The organism is Klebsiella sp. CN_Kp104, assembly GCF_040064515.1.
Classification (GTDB): Bacteria; Pseudomonadota; Gammaproteobacteria; order Enterobacterales; family Enterobacteriaceae; genus Klebsiella; species Klebsiella aerogenes.
In genome coordinates, this window is record NZ_JBEAII010000028.1 from 246,726 (window position 1) to 266,515 (window position 19,790).

16 protein-coding genes are annotated in these 19,790 nt (G+C 37.4%); all 16 read right to left on the reverse strand.

Annotated features, from left to right (window positions below; translation table 11 throughout):
* Positions 1–39: 39 nt before the first annotated feature.
* Positions 40–1,206 carry a UDP-glucose 6-dehydrogenase gene (gene ugd / locus ABLU80_RS14750; protein WP_260841236.1) on the reverse strand — a complete coding sequence of 389 codons (1,167 nt, stop codon included), beginning with the start codon at positions 1,204–1,206 and terminating at the stop codon, positions 40–42.
* Positions 1,207–1,421: 215 nt separating this feature from the next.
* Complete coding sequence (gene gndA, locus ABLU80_RS14755) at positions 1,422–2,828, reverse strand: NADP-dependent phosphogluconate dehydrogenase (RefSeq protein WP_348850118.1); 1,407 nt, start codon at positions 2,826–2,828, stop codon at positions 1,422–1,424.
* Between the two features lie 380 nt (positions 2,829–3,208).
* The gene (gene rfbA, locus ABLU80_RS14760) at positions 3,209–4,078 is read right to left on the reverse strand and encodes a glucose-1-phosphate thymidylyltransferase RfbA (protein WP_126027216.1); all 870 of its coding nucleotides are present in this window, start codon (positions 4,076–4,078) and stop codon (positions 3,209–3,211) included.
* Between the two features lie 12 nt (positions 4,079–4,090).
* Entirely contained in the window at positions 4,091–5,155 is a 1,065-nt protein-coding gene (gene rfbB / locus ABLU80_RS14765; protein ID WP_260841234.1) for a dTDP-glucose 4,6-dehydratase, read from the reverse strand.
* A 138-nt stretch (positions 5,156–5,293) separates the two neighbouring features.
* Positions 5,294–6,697 carry an oligosaccharide flippase family protein gene (locus ABLU80_RS14770; RefSeq protein WP_260841233.1) on the reverse strand — a complete coding sequence of 468 codons (1,404 nt, stop codon included), beginning with the start codon at positions 6,695–6,697 and terminating at the stop codon, positions 5,294–5,296.
* A gap of 10 nt (positions 6,698–6,707) precedes the next feature.
* The gene (locus ABLU80_RS14775; RefSeq protein WP_260841232.1) at positions 6,708–7,856 is read right to left on the reverse strand and encodes a TDP-N-acetylfucosamine:lipid II N-acetylfucosaminyltransferase; all 1,149 of its coding nucleotides are present in this window, start codon (positions 7,854–7,856) and stop codon (positions 6,708–6,710) included.
* The gene (locus ABLU80_RS14780) at positions 7,856–8,422 is read right to left on the reverse strand and encodes an acyltransferase (protein WP_260841231.1); all 567 of its coding nucleotides are present in this window, start codon (positions 8,420–8,422) and stop codon (positions 7,856–7,858) included. Before ABLU80_RS14780 ends, ABLU80_RS14775 begins: the two co-directional genes overlap by 1 nt.
* A complete protein-coding gene (locus ABLU80_RS14785) occupies positions 8,422–9,531 on the reverse strand; it encodes a DegT/DnrJ/EryC1/StrS family aminotransferase (RefSeq protein ID WP_260841230.1) in 1,110 nt (369 codons plus the stop codon). Before ABLU80_RS14785 ends, ABLU80_RS14780 begins: the two co-directional genes overlap by 1 nt.
* Before the next feature lie 99 nt (positions 9,532–9,630).
* Complete coding sequence (rfbK, locus tag ABLU80_RS14790; RefSeq protein WP_260841229.1) at positions 9,631–11,001, reverse strand: O9 family phosphomannomutase RfbK; 1,371 nt, start codon at positions 10,999–11,001, stop codon at positions 9,631–9,633.
* A 21-nt stretch (positions 11,002–11,022) separates the two neighbouring features.
* A complete protein-coding gene (locus ABLU80_RS14795) occupies positions 11,023–12,438 on the reverse strand; it encodes a mannose-1-phosphate guanylyltransferase/mannose-6-phosphate isomerase (RefSeq protein WP_260841228.1) in 1,416 nt (471 codons plus the stop codon).
* Between the two features lie 308 nt (positions 12,439–12,746).
* Positions 12,747–13,838, reverse strand: a complete 1,092-nt coding sequence (locus ABLU80_RS14800) for a glycosyltransferase (RefSeq protein ID WP_348850120.1) — start codon at positions 13,836–13,838, stop codon at positions 12,747–12,749.
* Positions 13,831–15,081, reverse strand: a complete 1,251-nt coding sequence (locus ABLU80_RS14805; RefSeq protein WP_260841226.1) for a glycosyltransferase — start codon at positions 15,079–15,081, stop codon at positions 13,831–13,833. The genes ABLU80_RS14800 and ABLU80_RS14805 overlap by 8 nt, the downstream gene beginning before the upstream one ends.
* A gap of 20 nt (positions 15,082–15,101) precedes the next feature.
* A complete protein-coding gene (locus tag ABLU80_RS14810) occupies positions 15,102–15,908 on the reverse strand; it encodes a glycoside hydrolase family protein (RefSeq protein WP_260841225.1) in 807 nt (268 codons plus the stop codon).
* Positions 15,898–17,169, reverse strand: coding sequence for an EpsG family protein (locus ABLU80_RS14815; RefSeq protein ID WP_260841224.1), 1,272 nt, complete (start codon positions 17,167–17,169; stop codon positions 15,898–15,900). The genes ABLU80_RS14810 and ABLU80_RS14815 overlap by 11 nt, the downstream gene beginning before the upstream one ends.
* A gap of 19 nt (positions 17,170–17,188) precedes the next feature.
* Positions 17,189–18,280 carry a glycosyltransferase gene (locus tag ABLU80_RS14820; RefSeq protein ID WP_348850121.1) on the reverse strand — a complete coding sequence of 364 codons (1,092 nt, stop codon included), beginning with the start codon at positions 18,278–18,280 and terminating at the stop codon, positions 17,189–17,191.
* A gap of 18 nt (positions 18,281–18,298) precedes the next feature.
* Positions 18,299–19,720: an undecaprenyl-phosphate galactose phosphotransferase WbaP gene (gene wbaP / locus ABLU80_RS14825; RefSeq protein WP_213199927.1), complete on the reverse strand. Its 1,422-nt coding sequence runs from the start codon at positions 19,718–19,720 to the stop codon at positions 18,299–18,301.
* Between the last annotated feature and the right edge of the window lie 70 nt (positions 19,721–19,790).

Consider the following 19,790-nt stretch of genomic DNA (forward strand, 5'->3'; position numbering starts at 1 on the left):
TTGGATGTTGCTAAAGACCTGCCATCTGATACCAAATTATCAGTCGTTACCAAATAAATCCCTGGTATATACTTTGCTTTTTACGTTCATTAATTCCTCAGCCATACGATTCGAAATTATGACATCAGCTTTATTTTTGAACTCTTCTAAGTCTCGAACAACACGTGAGTTAAAGAATTCATCTTCTTTCATTACTGGTTCATAGATTATAACTGGTATCCCCTTAGCCTTAATCCGCTTCATTATTCCCTGAATCGAAGAAGCGCGGAAGTTATCTGAACCACTTTTCATTATCAAACGATAAACACCAACTACCTTCGGCTTACGAGCAAGGATTGAATCAGCAATAAAATCCTTGCGCGTACGATTTGCATCTACAATCGCAGAGATAATATTGTTTGGTACCGACTCATAATTCGCCAGAAGTTGTTTGGTATCTTTTGGCAAACAATATCCGCCGTAGCCAAACGAAGGATTATTATAATGGTCTCCAATTCTTGGATCCAAACAAACCCCTTCTATAATCTGTTTACTGTTTAACCCTTGGCACTCAGCATAGCTATCAAGTTCGTTAAAGTAAGCAACACGGAGTGCAAGGTATGTGTTGGCAAATAACTTAATTGCCTCTGCTTCTGTGGAATCAGTGAAGAGTATTGGAATATTATTTTTGAGAGCTCCTTCTTGCAATAGGCGAGAAAATCGCTCAGCTCGCTCAGAACTTTCGCCAATTACAATACGTGACGGGTACAAGTTATCATATAAAGCACGACCTTCACGCAAGAACTCAGGGGAAAATATAACATTATCTATTCCCATTCGTTCCTTAATTTCGCGAGTAAACCCAACTGGGATAGTAGATTTAATAATCATTACCGCATTTGGATTGATCTCAGTCACATCACGAATAACAGCCTCAACTGTAGATGTATTAAAATAATTCGTCTTCGGATCGTAATCGGTTGGTGTTGCAATAATAACATAGTCCGCATCACGATATGCATCGTGCTTATCGGTAGTCGCTCGAAAATTAAGTGGTTTATCTGATAGATATTCTTGAATTTCTTTATCAACAATTGGCGAAATCTTTTTATTAAGCATATCCACTTTGGATTGAATAATATCTAATGCAACAACTTCATGATTCTGAGCAATTAGTACGCCATTTGATAAACCAACATAACCTGTACCAGATATAGTAATTTTCATTCGATTGCACTTCAATTAGTTAATGAGATTACGGAATGTAAGCCGTATTATTAATCAACGCATTTAGTGTTCCCCTCCAGCATCCACGCATGCCAAGAAATCACTATAAGTAATTAAGTGATGCGAAAATTCTATTAAAACAAAGGCGTAGCGAGGAGCGGAATTTTAAAGCCCAGCAGTTGGCCTGCTGGGCTTAGAGTGAGAACTTTCCGAGATTAATCTAACCACTCGGTATGGAAGATACCCTCTTTATCAGTACGCTTATAAGTATGCGCCCCGAAGTAGTCTCGCTGTGCCTGAATCAGGTTTGCAGGCAAAACAGCAGAGCGATAGCTATCATAATAAGCAATAGCAGCGGAGAAAGTCGGGACTGGAATACCATTCTGTACAGCATAGGCCACAACATCGCGCAAGGCTTGTTGATACTCGTCAGCAATTTTTTTGAAATATGGTGCTAGCAGCAGGTTCGCAATATCCGCATTTTGTGCATAAGCATCGGTTATTTTTTGTAAGAATTGAGCACGAATGATACATCCCGCACGGAAGATCTTGGCAATTTCACCATAGTGAAGATTCCAATTATACTCATTAGATGCAGCACGCAACTGCGAAAACCCTTGGGCATATGATACAATTTTACCTAAGTAAAGAGCACGACGAACCTTCTCAATAAACTCAAGTTTGTCGCCTGCTGGTTGTGGTTGCGGACCACTAAGAACTTTCGATGCAGCTACACGCTGCTCTTTAATGGACGAGATATACCGAGCAAATACAGATTCTGTAATAAGAGACAGCGGTTCGCCAAGGTCGAGAGAACTCTGGCTCGTCCATTTTCCAGTACCTTTATTCGCAGCCTCATCCAGAATAACATCCACAAGATATTTACCATCCGCATCTTTTTTGGTAAAAATATCTTTAGTTATATCAATTAAATAGCTACTCAACTCGCCTTCATTCCATTTGGTGAAGGTTTCTGCAAGCTCATCATTAGAAAGTGCAAGACCGCCTTTCAGCAAAGCGTACGCTTCAGCTATCAGCTGCATATCACCATACTCAATGCCATTATGAACCATCTTAACATAGTGGCCTGCGCCATCTGCGCCAATATATGCAACGCACGGTTCGCCATCCTCTGCACGAGCAGCAATCTGCTCAAGAATTGGTGCAACTAACTCATAGGCTTCTTTCTGACCGCCAGGCATAATCGACGGCCCTTTTAATGCTCCTTCTTCGCCACCAGAAACACCAGTACCAATAAAATTAAACCCTTCGGCAGAAAGTTCACGGTTACGGCGGATGGTATCCTGGTAGAATGTGTTACCACCATCAATAATGATATCACCCTTATCAAGATATGGCTTCAAAGAGTCGATTGCGCTGTCAGTGCCAGAGCCTGCTTTCACCATCAATAGAATACGGCGAGGTGTTTCAAGAGATTCGACAAACTCTTTAACTGTATAATATGGAACCAATTTCTTGCCGGGATTCTCAGCGATAACCTCTTCGGTCTTTTCACGGGAGCGGTTGAATACGGAGACGGTATAACCACGGCTTTCGATGTTTAGTGCAAGATTGCGTCCCATCACTGCCATACCGACAACCCCAATCTGTTGCTTGGACATTACATACTCCTGTCTGATGTGATCACTGCGATACGTTCGCAGATAGAATTTAACGATTCTAACTCAAAGCGCGCAAGGAACATAGGTCATAAAAAGCAATGAGCACATTACATTAAATATACCTAAACTCAAAAAAACAGGTACAGAAGAGCAAAATATCTACAACCGACCATAGACATATTATCTCAATGATTTAATACTCTCTCTATCTGATGAAATTGAATTCAAGGCAGATTATTTTTTCAATACAAACCATAAGCCCAAGCATATAGAGTAGAGAATATACCACGCCTTCTAAATTGGCAGTAATCATGGTAATAATACACCCGATGTAACTAGAACAATACACCCCCATGAATACAGCATACTTAAATTGTTATTTAACGTTCGATGAGCAACCGTTTCAAATATTCCCCATATTCAGTCTTCTTCAGACACTCAGCTTGGGCAGCAACACCTTCAGCTGATAGCCATTTATTACGCCAAGCTATCTCTTCCAAGCACGCGACTTTCAGTCCTTGACGTTTTTCAATTGTATGGATAAATTGGGAGGCTTCTATCATACTATCGTGCGTTCCAGTATCTAACCACGCAAAACCTCGGCCTAACAATTCAACTTGTAGTTCCCCTCGTTTCAAATACATCTGATTTAAGGTAGTAATCTCCAATTCTCCGCGATCGGACGGCCGAACTTCTTTTGCCATGTCTACAACATTGTTATCGTAAAAATACAATCCTGTGACTGCCCAATCAGATTTAGGTTTCAAAGGTTTCTCTTCAAGAGATATCGCCTTAAAGTTTTTATCAAACTCCACCACTCCAAATCGCTCTGGATCAAGTACTTTATAGCCAAAAACTGTCGCCCCGGAAGTTTTGACAGCCAGCTCTTCTAGTTTTTTACTAAAACTCTGACCAAAAAATATGTTATCACCTAATATTAATGCACAAGTATCATTCCCAATAAACTTCTCACCAATAATAAATGCCTGGGCCAAACCATCTGGAGATGGTTGCACAGCATACGAGAAATTAACACCAAATTTTGAACCATCACCAAGTAAACGTTGAAAAGCAGGTAGGTCTTCTGGCGTAGAAATAATAAGAATATCACGTATTCCAGATAGCATCAGTACCGAAACAGGATAATAAATCATTGGTTTATCATAAATTGGTAATAGCTGTTTGGAAACACCTTGCGTAATTGGATAAAGACGCGTGCCAGAACCACCGGCTAGAACAATACCTTTCATTTTTTCACCTTATTATTTATTCAGACCAAGACGCTCACCTGCGTAAGAACCATCAAGCACACGTTGCCACCAGGTCTGATTGTTCAAATACCAATGCACCGTTTTTTCGATGCCGCTTTCAAATGTTTCTTGAGGTATCCATCCCAGCTCTCGCTGAATTTTTGAGGCATCAATAGCATAGCGTAAGTCATGACCTGGGCGGTCCGCAACAAAAGTAATTAACTCCGCGAAACTACTTATATTATTAGGCTTCTTCTCTAGAATACTGTCAAGAATAGAACAAATAGCTAGAACGACATCAATGTTCCTACGTTCATTATGCCCACCAATATTATAGGTTTCTCCACTCTTTCCTTTTGTCGCGACTGTATATAATGCTCGGGCGTGATCTTCAACATACAGCCAGTCGCGAATTTGCTCGCCATTACCATAAACAGGTAGAGGTTTACCAGCCAAAGCATTCAGGATCGTCAACGGAATTAGCTTTTCGGGAAAGTGATATGGCCCATAATTGTTGGAGCAATTAGTTATTACGACAGGCAAACCATAAGTTCTGTTCCAGGCACGCACTAAATGATCGCTACCAGCCTTAGAGGCAGAATATGGACTACTTGGCGCATACGATGTGTCCTCTGTAAAGAGGGCATCTGTACCATCAAGGTCACCATAAACTTCATCTGTAGATATATGATGAAACCGGAATATATTTTTCTTAGTAGTATCCAAGGAAGACCAGTAATTACGTGCAGCTTCTAATAAAATGAAAGTACCGACCAAGTTGGTTTGAATAAAAGCTGCCGGTCCATCAATAGAGCGGTCTACATGACTCTCAGCGGCAAGATGCATCACTATATCTGGCTGGAATTCACTGAATTGCGTTGCAACGGCTATTGCATCAGTAATATCTGTGCAAGAAAAAGAGTAGCGCTCATTATCAACGACAGAAGATAAGGATTCTAGGTTCCCTGCATAAGTCAGACTGTCTAAGACCCGCACCTCGTCCTGAGTATTATCAATGATATTACGTACAACAGCAGACCCAATAAAACCGGCGCCACCAGTAACAAGAATTTTCATATTTACTTACCTAGATTATCTATATCAAATGTAAACAAAAATAGAGCATAACATCGTAGACACTATAAAATCGAATACGTATCTATAAATCTTATAAAGATATTGTACTTCATGTTTGATGGTCAAATAAGTTGTTCATTATAACGCCTTCCTTTTCATCAAATTCACCAACAAGTCTCTCTTTTTAAAGAAAAATAGCATCAATACTACTACCCAGTAATATTTTAAATACATGCTGTAATTTCGCCCCCAGAGAGCCTCTACCATAGAACCAAAAACACACAGAAAGGTAAAAAAATATAAGTCTAAGCGCGGCATTTTTTTCCAGCTGAGTATTGAAAATTCAGTTCGAAAAACAAGAAAAAACCAAAAAGTTAAGCAAGTACTGACTGCCGCACCAGCGGCTCCAAACTTGGGAACCATTACATAGTTTAATACAAGGTTAATACCCAATGCTAACACTGATGCCAGCATAGAATAAGACGTTTTTTTACTAATACCAATTCCAACTACCGTAGTTTCCGATAGTGTATATAGCAAAGGATATCCCAAGCATGCTAACAGAATAAACTTAACATCAGCATAAGTAGTAGGTATGAAAAAATCTACAAGCCAAGAAAATAATCCTGCGATACAAAATACAGTTACAACAACCAATAATATATATTGCGATGCTTTATTAACTAGTTTAATACTTTCTTCATCGTCATTAGATATTTTATACACCATTGGTGCCCAAAGCGTGGAGAAAATATTCTGTATTATACTTGCAGCATTAGCAAAACTTATAGCTACAGAAAATATAGCCAACTGTTCGAATGTTGACAAACTGCGTAAAAAAACGCGATCCATGGCAGTTACGCCCCAAAAGGCTATCCCCCCCCATATTAATGGAAAACCGAAAAAAAACATATCCTTCAATTTTTGATAGTCAATCTTTGAAGATATTGCTGCTATCCAGTCTTTTTTTGTAATTAATAAAATCACAAGTAAAGTAGATAAAAAGCCGAAAAGGTTAGCCCATAACAATTGGGGAAAATCATGTTTCTCCCAAAAAAAATAAAAAAACAGAAAACAACCAATAACGACAAGCTTTGGAATCAGCTGACTTAATGAAAAATAACCACCACGTCCTTCCATTCTAAGAACAAGTGATAAAAACCTCAAACTAAAGCTGATAATAATAATAAAAATTGATAAAAAACCAATCTCGGCAGAATCAACCCCAAATAGCAATGAGGATAAATAGCCTGGCTTTATAAAGAATACTGCAGCTGTAAGCAGTATTAATAACAACCCTGGAATCACTGATATCTTGAGTAACTTGGCTTTATCTTCACTTTCATGATACTGGCGAACGTACGCCTGATCTAACCCCAAACAATAAATTAAAACAGAGAAAGATATAGCTACATTCAACATTCCAAAACGGCCAATATCTTCAGGAGAATATAACCAAGTCATCAACGGCAAAGTAACGAACCCTAAAAAAGCTGCCCCTACTGGCCCAATTGCGAATGATAAAACAACTTTAAGTTTCAATCCCTCCCCCTTACTTACTCATCAGAGTGTATATGAGTTTTTTTGTTTTTTCCAATAACGCTGAATTTGACCACAAATTCTCAATTATAGCCCTATTATTCAAAACCTCTAATGGCAATAAGGGAGAAAATAAAAGCTTAGGATTACGCTCAAGTTCTTGAACAGAGAAAACTGTTATCCCGTTCCTTTTAAGATAAATAAAAGTTGGATTCTCCTCGCGAATAAAGACTTTCGCCCCCATATAAAGCATGCTTATAATATTTCCAACCCCCTGCTGTCTAACATGATTCATAATAACAAAACCACATGAACTAATTTTTTCCATGTAATCATCAATCGGCATGAATTTGACCAGAACATCAGCATCTGAACCAAGCAATTCATGGGCGATCCGACTAATTTTTTCTCCATATAGTTTATCGCCATAATTAAGTGGAATGATAAATTTCCTACCCTGTAAGTTTATATGCTTTAGCGTACGAAAAATCTCCAGGTGGTTATTCGTATTAGTTGCACTGTTCCCTACTAATACATTATTTCCAATAACACCGACATCGTCGAAGCTAGATACATAGTAAGACAAATCTTTTTCAGCAGGGCTATAATTCCAGTCGACTTGTTCTGGAAAAGATTTCCACGCGCGACTATTTCTTATAGCCTGATATTCATCTTGTAATACAGGCGAGAAATACTGTATTTTTTCAATAACCCGAGACTGCCTCCATCTCGGGTAGAGAATTGTATCCTTGAGGAATTGTGTAAACTTTCTTTTTTGGGACTCCTCTTTATAAAAAGAATAGGTATCTTGAAGCAACCATTTCTCATCGCCACCAATTAAATCATAATAATCATAACCCCATCCCAACCATACAATGGGGATATTTTTATCTAATTTCTCGATTGTTCTATACCAAATTTTGGCCAATGCATGAACAACGACTATATCAAAGTGACCAATATCTGAAAAATTGACTCCTAAAAGTGACTCTTTGGCTCCGACACAGATATCAACTGGTCTTTTAATATGTACAATAGGTTTCCCTTTATTGTATACACAAAGTGAATTCTGTTCAGGGAAGGCTATTTCGAAAATATTAACCGCTCGGTCTATAAACTTCTCATCTGTACAAAGATGTAATATATTTATCTTTTCCATCATTAAATTTTTGCGTTTTTTAGCATCTCTTCAAGATGCAATAAATCTTTTTTTCGCTCTTTTAGAGGACGTGCCGGTGTCCCTCCATATATGTGAAAAGCCTGGCAATTAGTGTTAACTAAACTTAGTGCTCCTATAGCAACACCGTCCTCAATGTTTACGCCAGGTAGCACGACACTACCGCAACCGATTATGACATGTTTCCCTATGAAAACATCTGCATGCAATACACGAGTATACTCTTCACTAACTGTTGGATTAGTCATAAACTCGCCACTATAATCATCATTGCTGCTATAAATCGCAACTCTAGATGATACATTAGCAAAATCAGAAATGGTAACCTTCCCTGCACCAATAATTGAACTATTAATCGCTAAATGAATATTGTTTCCAATAAGAATGCCGCCTTCTCCTGCTGATAGAACGCAAAAGTCGTCGATCCTCACATTATTACCTATTGAAATTTTCTTGCAATTATATAAAGATGCTTTTTTAGAAATTTTAACATTATTGCCAATTTCACAAAACCCTAAACCTTCTAATTCAGCATTGGTGTAGTATGCCATTATGCCCCCCATACCAGTGAAATTACTCGTTCTTGATCTTCTTTTGTCAACGTAGGATATATTGGCAGACAAAGAACCTTACGTGCTATTTCATTGGCAACAGGAAGATTTTCCTTAGATGCTGACTTCATTCCTTTATACATTGAAAAATCGCTAATCAAAGGATAGAAATAACGGCGGGAATACACGTTATTTTCCTTCAAAAAATCATAGAGTTCCTCTCTATTCATGCGGAAATCATCCTCTACTAAAATAGGGAAGTATGCATAGTTAGCATTCACTTGTCCTGATTGAGGTACTACAGTAATTCCTTTTAATTCAGAGAAAGCCTCGCGATATCTTTCATCAATTTCTTTTCGACGTAAGATGGTATCATCAACATATTTAAGTTGTAGCAAACCAAATGCTGCATTAATTTCGCTCATCTTACCATTGATGCCGGGTGCTACAACAGTTGTCTCATCGACAATTCCGAAGTTTTTGAGGTTATTAATTCTTGTCTTTGTTTTCTGATCTGGACAAATAATTGCACCACCTTCAAAAGTATTAAAAACTTTTGTCGCATGAAAACTGATGGCACTTAAATCACCATGTCTAAGTATACTCCCCCCCTTATCAGTCACACCAAATGCATGAGCTGCATCATAAATAACCTTTAAATTATAGTTGTCGGCGATTTCCTGAATACGCTCTACATCACAAGGATTACCATAACAATGCACCGGCATGATTGCTGTCGTTTGAGGTGTAATTGCAGCTTCTATTTTCTCAGGATCAATATTTAGTGTAATCGGATCGATATCGACAAAAATAGGTTTAATTCCATGCCATAATAAAGAATGTGCAGTTGCGACAAATGAATATGGAGTAGTTATTACTTCTCCCGTAATCCTAAGCGCCTGCAGAGCGGTAAGAAGCGCGATAGTTCCATTATTAAACAAGGCAATTTCATTTACTCCCAAATGATGACAAAGCTCTTTTTCTAGCTCTTGGTGCATAGGGCCACCATTCGTCAGAACTTTATTCTCCCAAATATTCTCCAAATACGGAATAAATTCATTCAGTTCTGGAAGATAAGGTTGTGTTACATATATATTCTTGTTTTTCATATGGCTCTCGTCTTTATATTAATTTTTAAGTTAATGACCAGCAAGTACTTAGATAAAAGTAACTTGCTGAGTTTGTTTTTTACTTAATTTAACTAGAAATCACTCAAGGTAACCAAGTATTTCTTTGGTTTTGTTTTCCATAAGTACTTTATCCGCTTTCGACTCCACGTTCAGACGAACGACTGGTTCTGTATTAGATGTACGCAAGTTAAATCGCCATTCAGGGTATTGGATACTTATACCATCTATAGTATTTACTTCCACCGCTCCTGGTTCATATCGAGCTCGAATACGTGAAATAGAATCCTCAGCATTGATCAATTTACGGTTAATTTCTCCGGAAGCAGGGAAAGCTGCTTGTCGATCGGAAACTAGCGACTTCAGGGAACTTTTTTTCAAGCATAATAACTCCGCCACCAACAACCACGGGATCATACCACTGTCGCAATACGAAAAATCACGGAAGTAATGATGTGCACTCATTTCTCCCCCATAAATCGCATCCTCCTGACGCATTCTCTCCTTAATAAATGCATGCCCCGTCTTAGACATGACTGGTGTTCCACCACAGCGATTCACTATATCGACCGTATTCCATGTCAAGCGGGGATCATGGATAATTTTCGCGCCGGGTTGTTTCTGTAGAAATGCTTCTGCTAGCAGGCCAACAATATAATACCCCTCAATAAATTCCGCCTCGTTATCGAAAAGAAAGCAACGATCAAAATCACCGTCAAAAGCGATACCCATATCTGCTCGATGCTCACGAACCGCGTCAGCTGTATCTTTCCGGCATTCGGGGAGCAACGGGTTGGGAATACCATTCGGGAAATTACCATCCGCTTGATGATGTACCTTTACAAAAGTCACAGGGGAACCAGCTGATAAGAAGCGTTTTTCAATTTCATCAATAACGTGACCGGCAGCACCATTACCGGAATTAACAATCAATTTAAGAGGACGGGTAAAATTAGCTAAGTCAATGTAGCCCATCAAGTGATCAACATATTCTTTTAAGATAGAAATATGACGCAAGGTACCGCGACAATCCTTATCTACAGGCCCAAACCGATTCTCTTCTGCAAGACGCTGAATGTCACGCAGTCCCGTATCACCACTGATTGGCTTAGCATCTTCACGTACCAACTTCATCCCATTATAATTCATTGGATTGTGGCTGGCTGTCACCTCGATGCCCCCATCGACACCAAGATGAAAAGTAGCAAAATAAATCTCCTCAGTCCCGCTTACGCCAATATCAAGCACATCAGTACCCGCATCCATCAAGCCATGGGCTAAAGCTAATTTTAGAGCTTCACTGGTTAAGCGTACGTCACCACCAACTACAACCTGCTTGGGCTTGAGTAACTCGCCATAAGCGCGGCCAATACGATAGGCGATATCTTCATTGAGTTCTTCGCCCAACTCCCCACGAATATCATAGGCCTTAAAGCATGTTAACTGTTTCATTTTTCCATTTGTCCCTAAGAATTAACAACGACCATACTGATCTTTAATCCGGATAATATCATCCTCACCAAGATAAGAACCCGACTGAATTTCGAGCACTTCCAGGGGAATACGACCAGGGTTTTCCAAACAGTGCTCTGCTCCAATAGGTATAAATGTTGACTGATTTTCTGTCAGGAGAAACTGTTTCCCATTTACGGTCACTTGGCCCGTGCCGGCTAGAATAACCCAATGCTCTGCTCGATGATGATGCATCTGCATAGATAAAGCTCCGCCAGGTTTGACAGTTATACGGTTCACGTTAAAACGAGGAGTCTGTACAACTACATCACTTCTCCCCCATGGCCGATATATTTCTCGATGCCGTTTGTATTCGCTACGCTGGTTCTGCTTGAGGTATTCCACCGCCTTCTTCACGTCCTGAGAGCGATCTTTGTCCATAACTAACACAGCATCTTTAGTACTGACTATCACCAAATTGTCTACACCGATTGCTGCAACCAACCGTTCATCACTATTTATGTAACAATTTTCACTATCATGAATCCATGTATCGCCATTAAGCACATTCCCCTGTTCATCTTTAGGACTGACATCCCATAAAGCCGACCAGGAACCTACATCGTTCCATTCAGCATCTAAACCTATAACTACTGCATCGGCAGTCTTTTCCATCACTGCATAGTCAACTGATTCATCAGGACATTCGCAAAATATATCATACGGTACACTAATGAAATCATTACTTATATCAGCAGCGTTGACCGCGGATGTGCAAGCCGCAAGAATATCAGGTCGGAACTTCTCTAATTCTGATAAATATTTTTTTGCGCGGAACATAAACATACCACTATTCCAGTAGTACTCACCTGAGGCTAAATAGGCTTCAGCGCGTTCCTGATCGGGTTTCTCAACGAAGCGAGCGACCTGATAAGGCGTATGTTCGCTATCCGTAAGTGCATTACCTCGCTGAATGTAACCATAACCAGTCTCGGCCATATTCGGAACAATACCGAAGGTAACCAGGTGTCCTTCTTCTGCGTATTTCTCAGCCACATTGACAGCGTTATGGAACAAAGGTGCATTATTAATGACATGGTCTGCTGCTAATACCAGCATTAATGGATCTTCACCGTGTCTGGTCGCCTGTAGTGCAGCTAATGCAATAGCAGGAGCAGTGTTACGTCCCACGGGCTCAAGAATAATATTACTTGATAACTTATTCAGCTGACGCAATTGCTCAGCAACCAAAAAACGATGTTCATCATTGCAAATGACCATTGGTTCATGAATGTCCAGCCCAGATAAACGAGTTATAGTTTCCTGCAGCATTGATTTCTTTCCATACAAACGCAGAAACTGTTTTGGGTATAGTTCACGAGACATTGGCCAAAGACGACTACCTGTTCCACCGGCCATAATTACAGGAAGTAACATGTTAATATTCCTTAATAAGTATTGAGCTCTATGCGCAATGGCAAATTAGATTGAGTATAATTTCATATTTTCAAAATTCATCCCCACCTCTTGGAGTACGAAATCAACTATGTATTACAAATCGAAACTTGCAGGTTAGTATTTAAAAAACATCATCATATACGTTTAAGCAATAGCAAATTGCCAAAGCTAATCTTTATAGACCTTCACATTCTAAACCTTAAATTTAAGCTCGATTTATTACTTAAATGAAGTATGCCGTATTAAGTTTATAAATGCTTCTTGAAAAAATTGTACCCAGGGGAAACTTATCGTTCAATCACCGCATCAATAAACTTACTTGTTATATTTTCCACTGAATAACGACGAGCATTTATTCTCGCTTTCGTCCTGTAATCATATAATTTTGCATCATCAAGTAGAATAACCTGCTTCATTATCTTGACCCATGATTCTATAAGATGCGGTTGCGGAACATAAATTGCACTATCACCCATAGTTTCTCTCAAAACAGGGATATCTGATGCTATAACTAGTTTACCATGATACTGAGCCTCTATAGGCGTTCTTCCAAATCCTTCATGCAGCGACGGCATGATAAAAAAATCACAAGATGAAAGATAAAACTCAAGGTTCTGGTTATCAGCAAAATCAATGATTTTATATTCCAATGCGGAATTGGAAAGTATTGCCAATAATTCCTCTCGATTCTCTTCAACAATAGGCTTACCTATTTTAGTAAATCTTATATTATTATCGCGACCTAACTCAGCTAGAGCACTAACAGCTACATTAAGATTCTTACGAGCTTCTTCACTACCCACATACAAAAATGAAATGATATGCTCTTTAGTTGCAGCATTATTTCCCGACATTCCAGAATCAATTACATTTGAAAAATCGAAGGAGTTTGGAATAACTACACGAACTTTTCCCTTTGCCTTTCCTGATGATTGAAAAGTTGTTAGGTATGCTTGCCTGCTGAATTCACTTGGGAAAACAATAGTTCTGGAGAAAGTAGTGAACAGCATAACTATCTTCATATAGAAATACTTCAACTTTTCTATGAGCGAATCGGCTGAATTTTCTTCAGGTACATGATGAAATATTAGCACGGCTCTTTTTTTGAACAAATCACAAAATGGAATCAAAAAAGAGTAGGCTTCTTCATATAGAATCACATGTTTATATTTATACGAGAACAACATTAAATAAATAGGTAAGTATATAAACTGATATAAATACCTCATGACAGAGCGGGATTTAAAAGGGATATATAAAACATCATCAATATATCCTTTGCTTGATAGCCCTTTAATTAAGTTAGTACTGTAAAGACCAATGCCTGATAATTTTTTGTCGCGGGGTCCCAACACCCAAAGATTTTTTTTATTACGCATTGTGCCCCCGCAAAAACTCAAGAAAATTATCGCTTACAATATCCTCAGAATAAATTTTATCAATTACTTCATAAGCAGCTGAACTTATGTTTCTAATCAAAGGGTCATCAGAATCAATTTGGTTTATTTTCAAAATACTCTGAACATAATCTTCATCGCTTTCACAGAGAAGATAATGAATATTCTCTGTGATTGGAATACCTTCAGCCCCAATACTATTTGTCATTACAAGAGTTCTACACTGCATAGCCTCGATTATTTTAATTTTTATTCCTGTGCCAAAGGAAAAAGGCGATATAAGACATTTAGCCTGAAATAACTTCTCATGCAAATCCTCTACCCTCCCGCATAATTTGACATTGCCGATACTATTACATATAACCTTTGCCCGCTGGTCATAGTCACCATAAACGTTAATACTTATGTTCTTAACTCTATCATCTGAAAAAATTCTTACAATGTTTTTTAGACAAGACAAATTATGGTTAGATTTTAAATTCCCAACAAATATAAAATCGTCCAACTTTCTATCTAACGCTCTATGAGTCAAACCATTTGGTAGACAAGGCGGATTGTCATAAATCTTACCAGGGTATCTAATTCTACTCTTAAAATCATTAGCTTCAAGTTTAGAAGTAAAGGAAAATCGATGAAACTTTGTTGAAAGAAAATTCTCCCTTTCAAAAATCTTTCTTTCTTCATATTTTAATAAAAAATCCTTAAGCAAAATTGCGATTTTAGAAAACACGACGGGATATTTACTAGCATAAGTACCAAGGAGATTAAAGTTATCGCTATGGATATCCCTCATTCGTTTATATCTAGTACTTAGTAAGTCATCATACTCTAACAACTTCACAGGGAAATTAATGTTTTCCACTAAATGTGCCATTCTCACCATATCGACCAAGACGAGATCGAAGTTCCCAGACGCTAATTCTTTCTCTATAGCTTTGCTTTGCTTTTCAGAATAAAAAAGACATTCCTGTATGGAAAGTTGTCTTCTTGACAGCAAATTAAAGAGAAAAGTTTTTGTATCTACTTTCTTTAACGGAAATAACTCAACATTGCTTAATAATGAATCTCTTTTTATTTCACTTTCTTTGATTTTGCCATCATCATAGTATGCCAATTTCACTTTAAAACCATTATTAAGCATGATCTTTATATTTTGCTTAAGAATATACTCTCTTCCAGAGTAACCAATTGGTAGTCTCGATACCAAATAAAAAATATTATTCAAAATATCCTCTCACGTCAAACTTAATACTTGGAATATAGCAAACCTAAATCTGTTAGCGTACCGTCAGAATTTATCAAAACATCATATCTCAAATCGCAACTCTCTGATGTATTATTCTTGGGAGAAAACCAACTATATTTTTCAACATACTGTTGGCTATTAAGGAACTCCAGGGCGTTCCGGAGAAAATCAGACACCTTCCTTTGATTCTCAAGAGAGTTATCTGAACATGGAATACGAATACCAAATTCAGTAATCCATAGATTGCTTTTATACTTATTATGGATATATAAAACATCTCTTTTGAATTTACTTATATCAGGCAAGCCGTACCAATGCATAGCAATAGCATTCATTGGTTTAGAATTGAAAGACATTGAATTAAAATTTGTAAGCCAGTTATTCCATGGATTTTGCGGAGCTGGACTAATAACCTTAATATTCTGCAACTTATTCATTACATTTTTGAATAAGCTAGCCGCCTCCTCCGGGCTGATAGATTTAGTCAGCGCTCCCGACACATCAGGCTCATTAAAAAGTAATACATAAGGATATGAGGTTACCGCATTGATATTTTTCAGTGTTTTCTTATTACCAAGCATTGGCACATATAATATCCCATGAGGCATACCCCGCTCTGGATAGATCCCCCAATTATAGTACCACTGCACATTAAGTTTTTTAAAACCTGTTGTGTATCCCTTATTCAAACTATTTCCCGGTATAACGCCAAGGCCTTTTTTTTCACTATATGCAAAAGCTTTTGATGAATTAACAGCACATATAAAACTTAATAAACACCACAAAAATATAGTTTTACGTCGCATAATTATTAATCCAACTCAAGTAATAGAAAAGTTGATCACTGTACCAAGGGTAATACATCCAAATATTAAAATCCTCAGCAATCCCACCATTCAAACGCCCAGGAACAAGCAAGCTAAATAAAATAAAGAATATCAACAAAAGATGAACATATCCGATCTGTTTCTTGAATGCCCCATATATGCACAATGGGAAAAGAAAACCGGGTATAACTAGAAAGAATCTACTCGCATTTGGTAATAGCAATAGAGGAATTGTATACACACTACCCCAAAAACAAAACTTAGCCATTTTAAACAGCCAATCATTATCACCAATAACTTGACTATTACTTTTAATTAAATTCCACCTAACCAGTACGACCAAAAGTATTATATAAAAAAACTTACCATTCTTTACCGCGTCTACAATTGAATTTTTCGCAGCAGTTTCATAATAGACCAATTTACTACCAAAAAAAGATAAATGTAGTGCATCAAATAAAGATATTAATATTGAAGGTTTAAATGTCAAAATTGATACCATTATCATAAAAGTCATAGCACCAATTAAGATGTATAGCGTTCGCCCCCTAGAGAACATTAAATAGAAAACAAAAATAAAAAGTGAACTAGTGTGGAAGGTTATCGATAACAATAAAAGAAATATGGCTTTCTTCTTGCTATTATCCTCCCACAAAAAAATGGCCATCAACATTAAGGGTGTTGCTATTTCTTGCCTTAAAAACTGTGATAGAAACCCCACTTGCAAAAATGACAATGATATTGCCAGTATTAACCCCTTGTGCTTTGAAGGGATTTTAGGTAGTAAAAAGTGCAATATCCAAATGAGATACAAAGATGTTGATAATATTACGGAGAATAGCAAAACTATTCTCGGTTTTAAATCAGGAATGAACTGTAGGAGAAAGTGCATATATGCACCATAGCCAATCTCAACACCCATCCAAGTACCAAAAATACCGTACCCTTCTTTTTGTGATGCGACTATAGTCATATATATACCTGTCAAGTCATCACTTGCTGAGATTCCAATCTCTCTGGAAGTTACTGTAAATATAATCATTAAAATAGCAATGATAGAAAGTAAATTCCGAAAAAGCTTAACATCCGAAAATTTAGTCGCTAATAAAGCAATTGCCATCCAAAAAGCTATATGAGGACTTATGCAGACACCTACAGCCAGAAATAATAATAATATTGCAGGACAAATAAGATGCGTAAACCTATTAAAGTTTTCATAGCCTGATTTATATGTTATCATAATGTTAAATTTATTCTATTTATTCAGTGGATAATAACATTTTCAATTTGTTCACTTTATATGACCAACTATGTTCCTGTAGGTCAATTTGATAGTTGGTCCCATTACTTTCTTTTGCAAGATTGTATTTTTGAATAAGATCCTCATTATCATTATACTTAAACAGTGGCCCTGATTTTTTATATTTTTCTTCAACATCGACTGCACCATATACAACAACCAAGCCACATGATATGTACTCCCATAGCTTCATTGGACTTCTTCCCCTATTCAGATCATTATTTTTAAGGAGTAATAAACCGATACAATGTTTTTTCAACAATGAAGGTGTATGCTGATAATCAACTGCCCCGAAAAAAGTAACATTGCTTCGATTTTTAGATATTAACTGAACTTGTTGTTGATACTCTTGCGCTATCGGCCCATAGATATCAAACTTATCGTCAGGGTACTCATTTGCTAAATAATCGAGAGAATCAAAATCAAAGCGCTTATCTAGGGCTCCAATATAGATAGCATCCCGTCTGTTATCGGGAGTATTTTCATTATTAAATATGCTATCGTCATAGCCGTTGCTCAGAACTTCCAATATTTTTTTATCTTTTATCAACATTTCATAGTTAGTCTTTAAATAGTGCATCACTACTTCTGATGTTGCAATAACCCCATCACACTTTGTAAGAATATCTTTTTCATAATAATTAATCTTATCACCATCCATCAACTCATAAATATCTGTTGGACGATAAATCAGACTGCTATGTGGAATGACATTAACGTACGGTGAGAAGTATGGTGAATCACATATAATCACGTCATACTTTTTTTCATTATTATGCAAACTCAACTTTAAAAAAAATCTATTAATTGCGATTATGAATTTATTATTTTTAAGCGTTATCGGGAATAGAAAAAACGATTTGAAATCTAATACATTTTTTTTTAGTTGTTCAACACCATCTGTCGACTTTCCTGATAATTTATGAAGCAGTGTATATGGGAAGCCAAGATACTCAACTTCACAATCATTACTTAGTCCATTCGCATAGTGGTGGCTTCCAATTTTGAAATTGGAAATTCTGCGAGTATGGCTTAATATTAAAATTCTCATTTTAATCCTTTTAGTAGTTTAATATGCACCATCTTTTTTGAGAACAACACCAATAGTTTTAAATAATATAGCTATATCGTTCCACATCGACCAATTCTTTACATACCATGCATCAAGATAAACACGAGTATCATAGTCAACATCACTGCGTCCACTTACCTGCCAAAGTCCAGTCATTCCTGGTTTACTCAGCAAATAGTAATCTACCTCATCATTATATCTTTCCAGCTCTGCAGTAATGATTGGTCTTGGCCCCACCAGACTCATTTCACCTTTGAGTACATTAAATAATTGTGGAAGTTCATCCAGACTTGTTCTACGCAGGAAATGTCCAATCTTGGTTATGCGTGGGTCGTTTTTTAATTTAAATGTTGCATCCCATTCTAATTTTGCAACCGGGTCAGTTTCCAGCAAATTCTCTAATACCTCCTTCGAGTTTACAACCATAGAGCGAAACTTGAGACATTTAAATGGTTTTCCATCTTTACCAACTCGTACATGTCCGTAAATAGCTGCACCGCCATCCTGTCGAACCTTTTTACTGATATAAATAAGTAAAGGAGAAAGTAAAATAATAATACCTAAGGAACCGACAATATCAAATGATCGTTTAACAATACGAGAAGACCATTTGGCCAAATTTTGCTGTACTCGAAAGATCATAACTTCATGGCTAAATATAAATGACATATCCGTGCTGTCTAATGGCATCCCACGTAAAGTTGGAATTACAGAGACATATCGAAAACCACGAATCATAAATTGACGCAACCAGTTATTACGCATTTCACCTTCATGAGCTTCGACAGCGACGATGAATTGAGTTCGTTTATCAATAGTTGCAAGCCACATATCGTCAGGTTTAATTACTGGGATACCATCAATAGCATTGATAGCTTCTTCTCTACTAGAAATAAACCCAACAATCTTTAGCCCTAAATTATTTTCGCTCTTGATTGCTTTATATGCATCCTGTGCATTTTTTTCATCACCAATAATCCATGTATCCCGCATCCACAATCCGCATGCGTTAAGTACATATTTAACTGACATTCGAGCCAAAGGGCAAAGAGCTGCGGCAAAAATCCAAGTAACTAGCCATACATAACGTGAAAAATACCATTTTGCAAATGCAATTACCGCTATTTCAATGACGGCAAAAATTATTAATGTTCGTAAAATTTCTTTTAATTCAAACCAAAAAGTTTTACGATAAAAATAGTGACGAAGTCGTACTCCATACCAAAGCACACAGCATACACCTAACAACCAATGTAGGCCGATCCATCCTTCAATCTGGTCTTCGGGAACCCTCAAGTTATAATGTTCAAGGGTGATTGATAATACCCCTAATGCTAAATATAGTGATAACGTAAAGCTGGCAAAATCAGCCAGCGCCAATGCGACGCTACAACCTAAATTTCTTGAAAAATAAGACATAATTCCCTCATCTACGGCTCGGGTCAATAAAAAGGCAGGTTACTTTGAGAGATATTAAAGGACTCTGTAT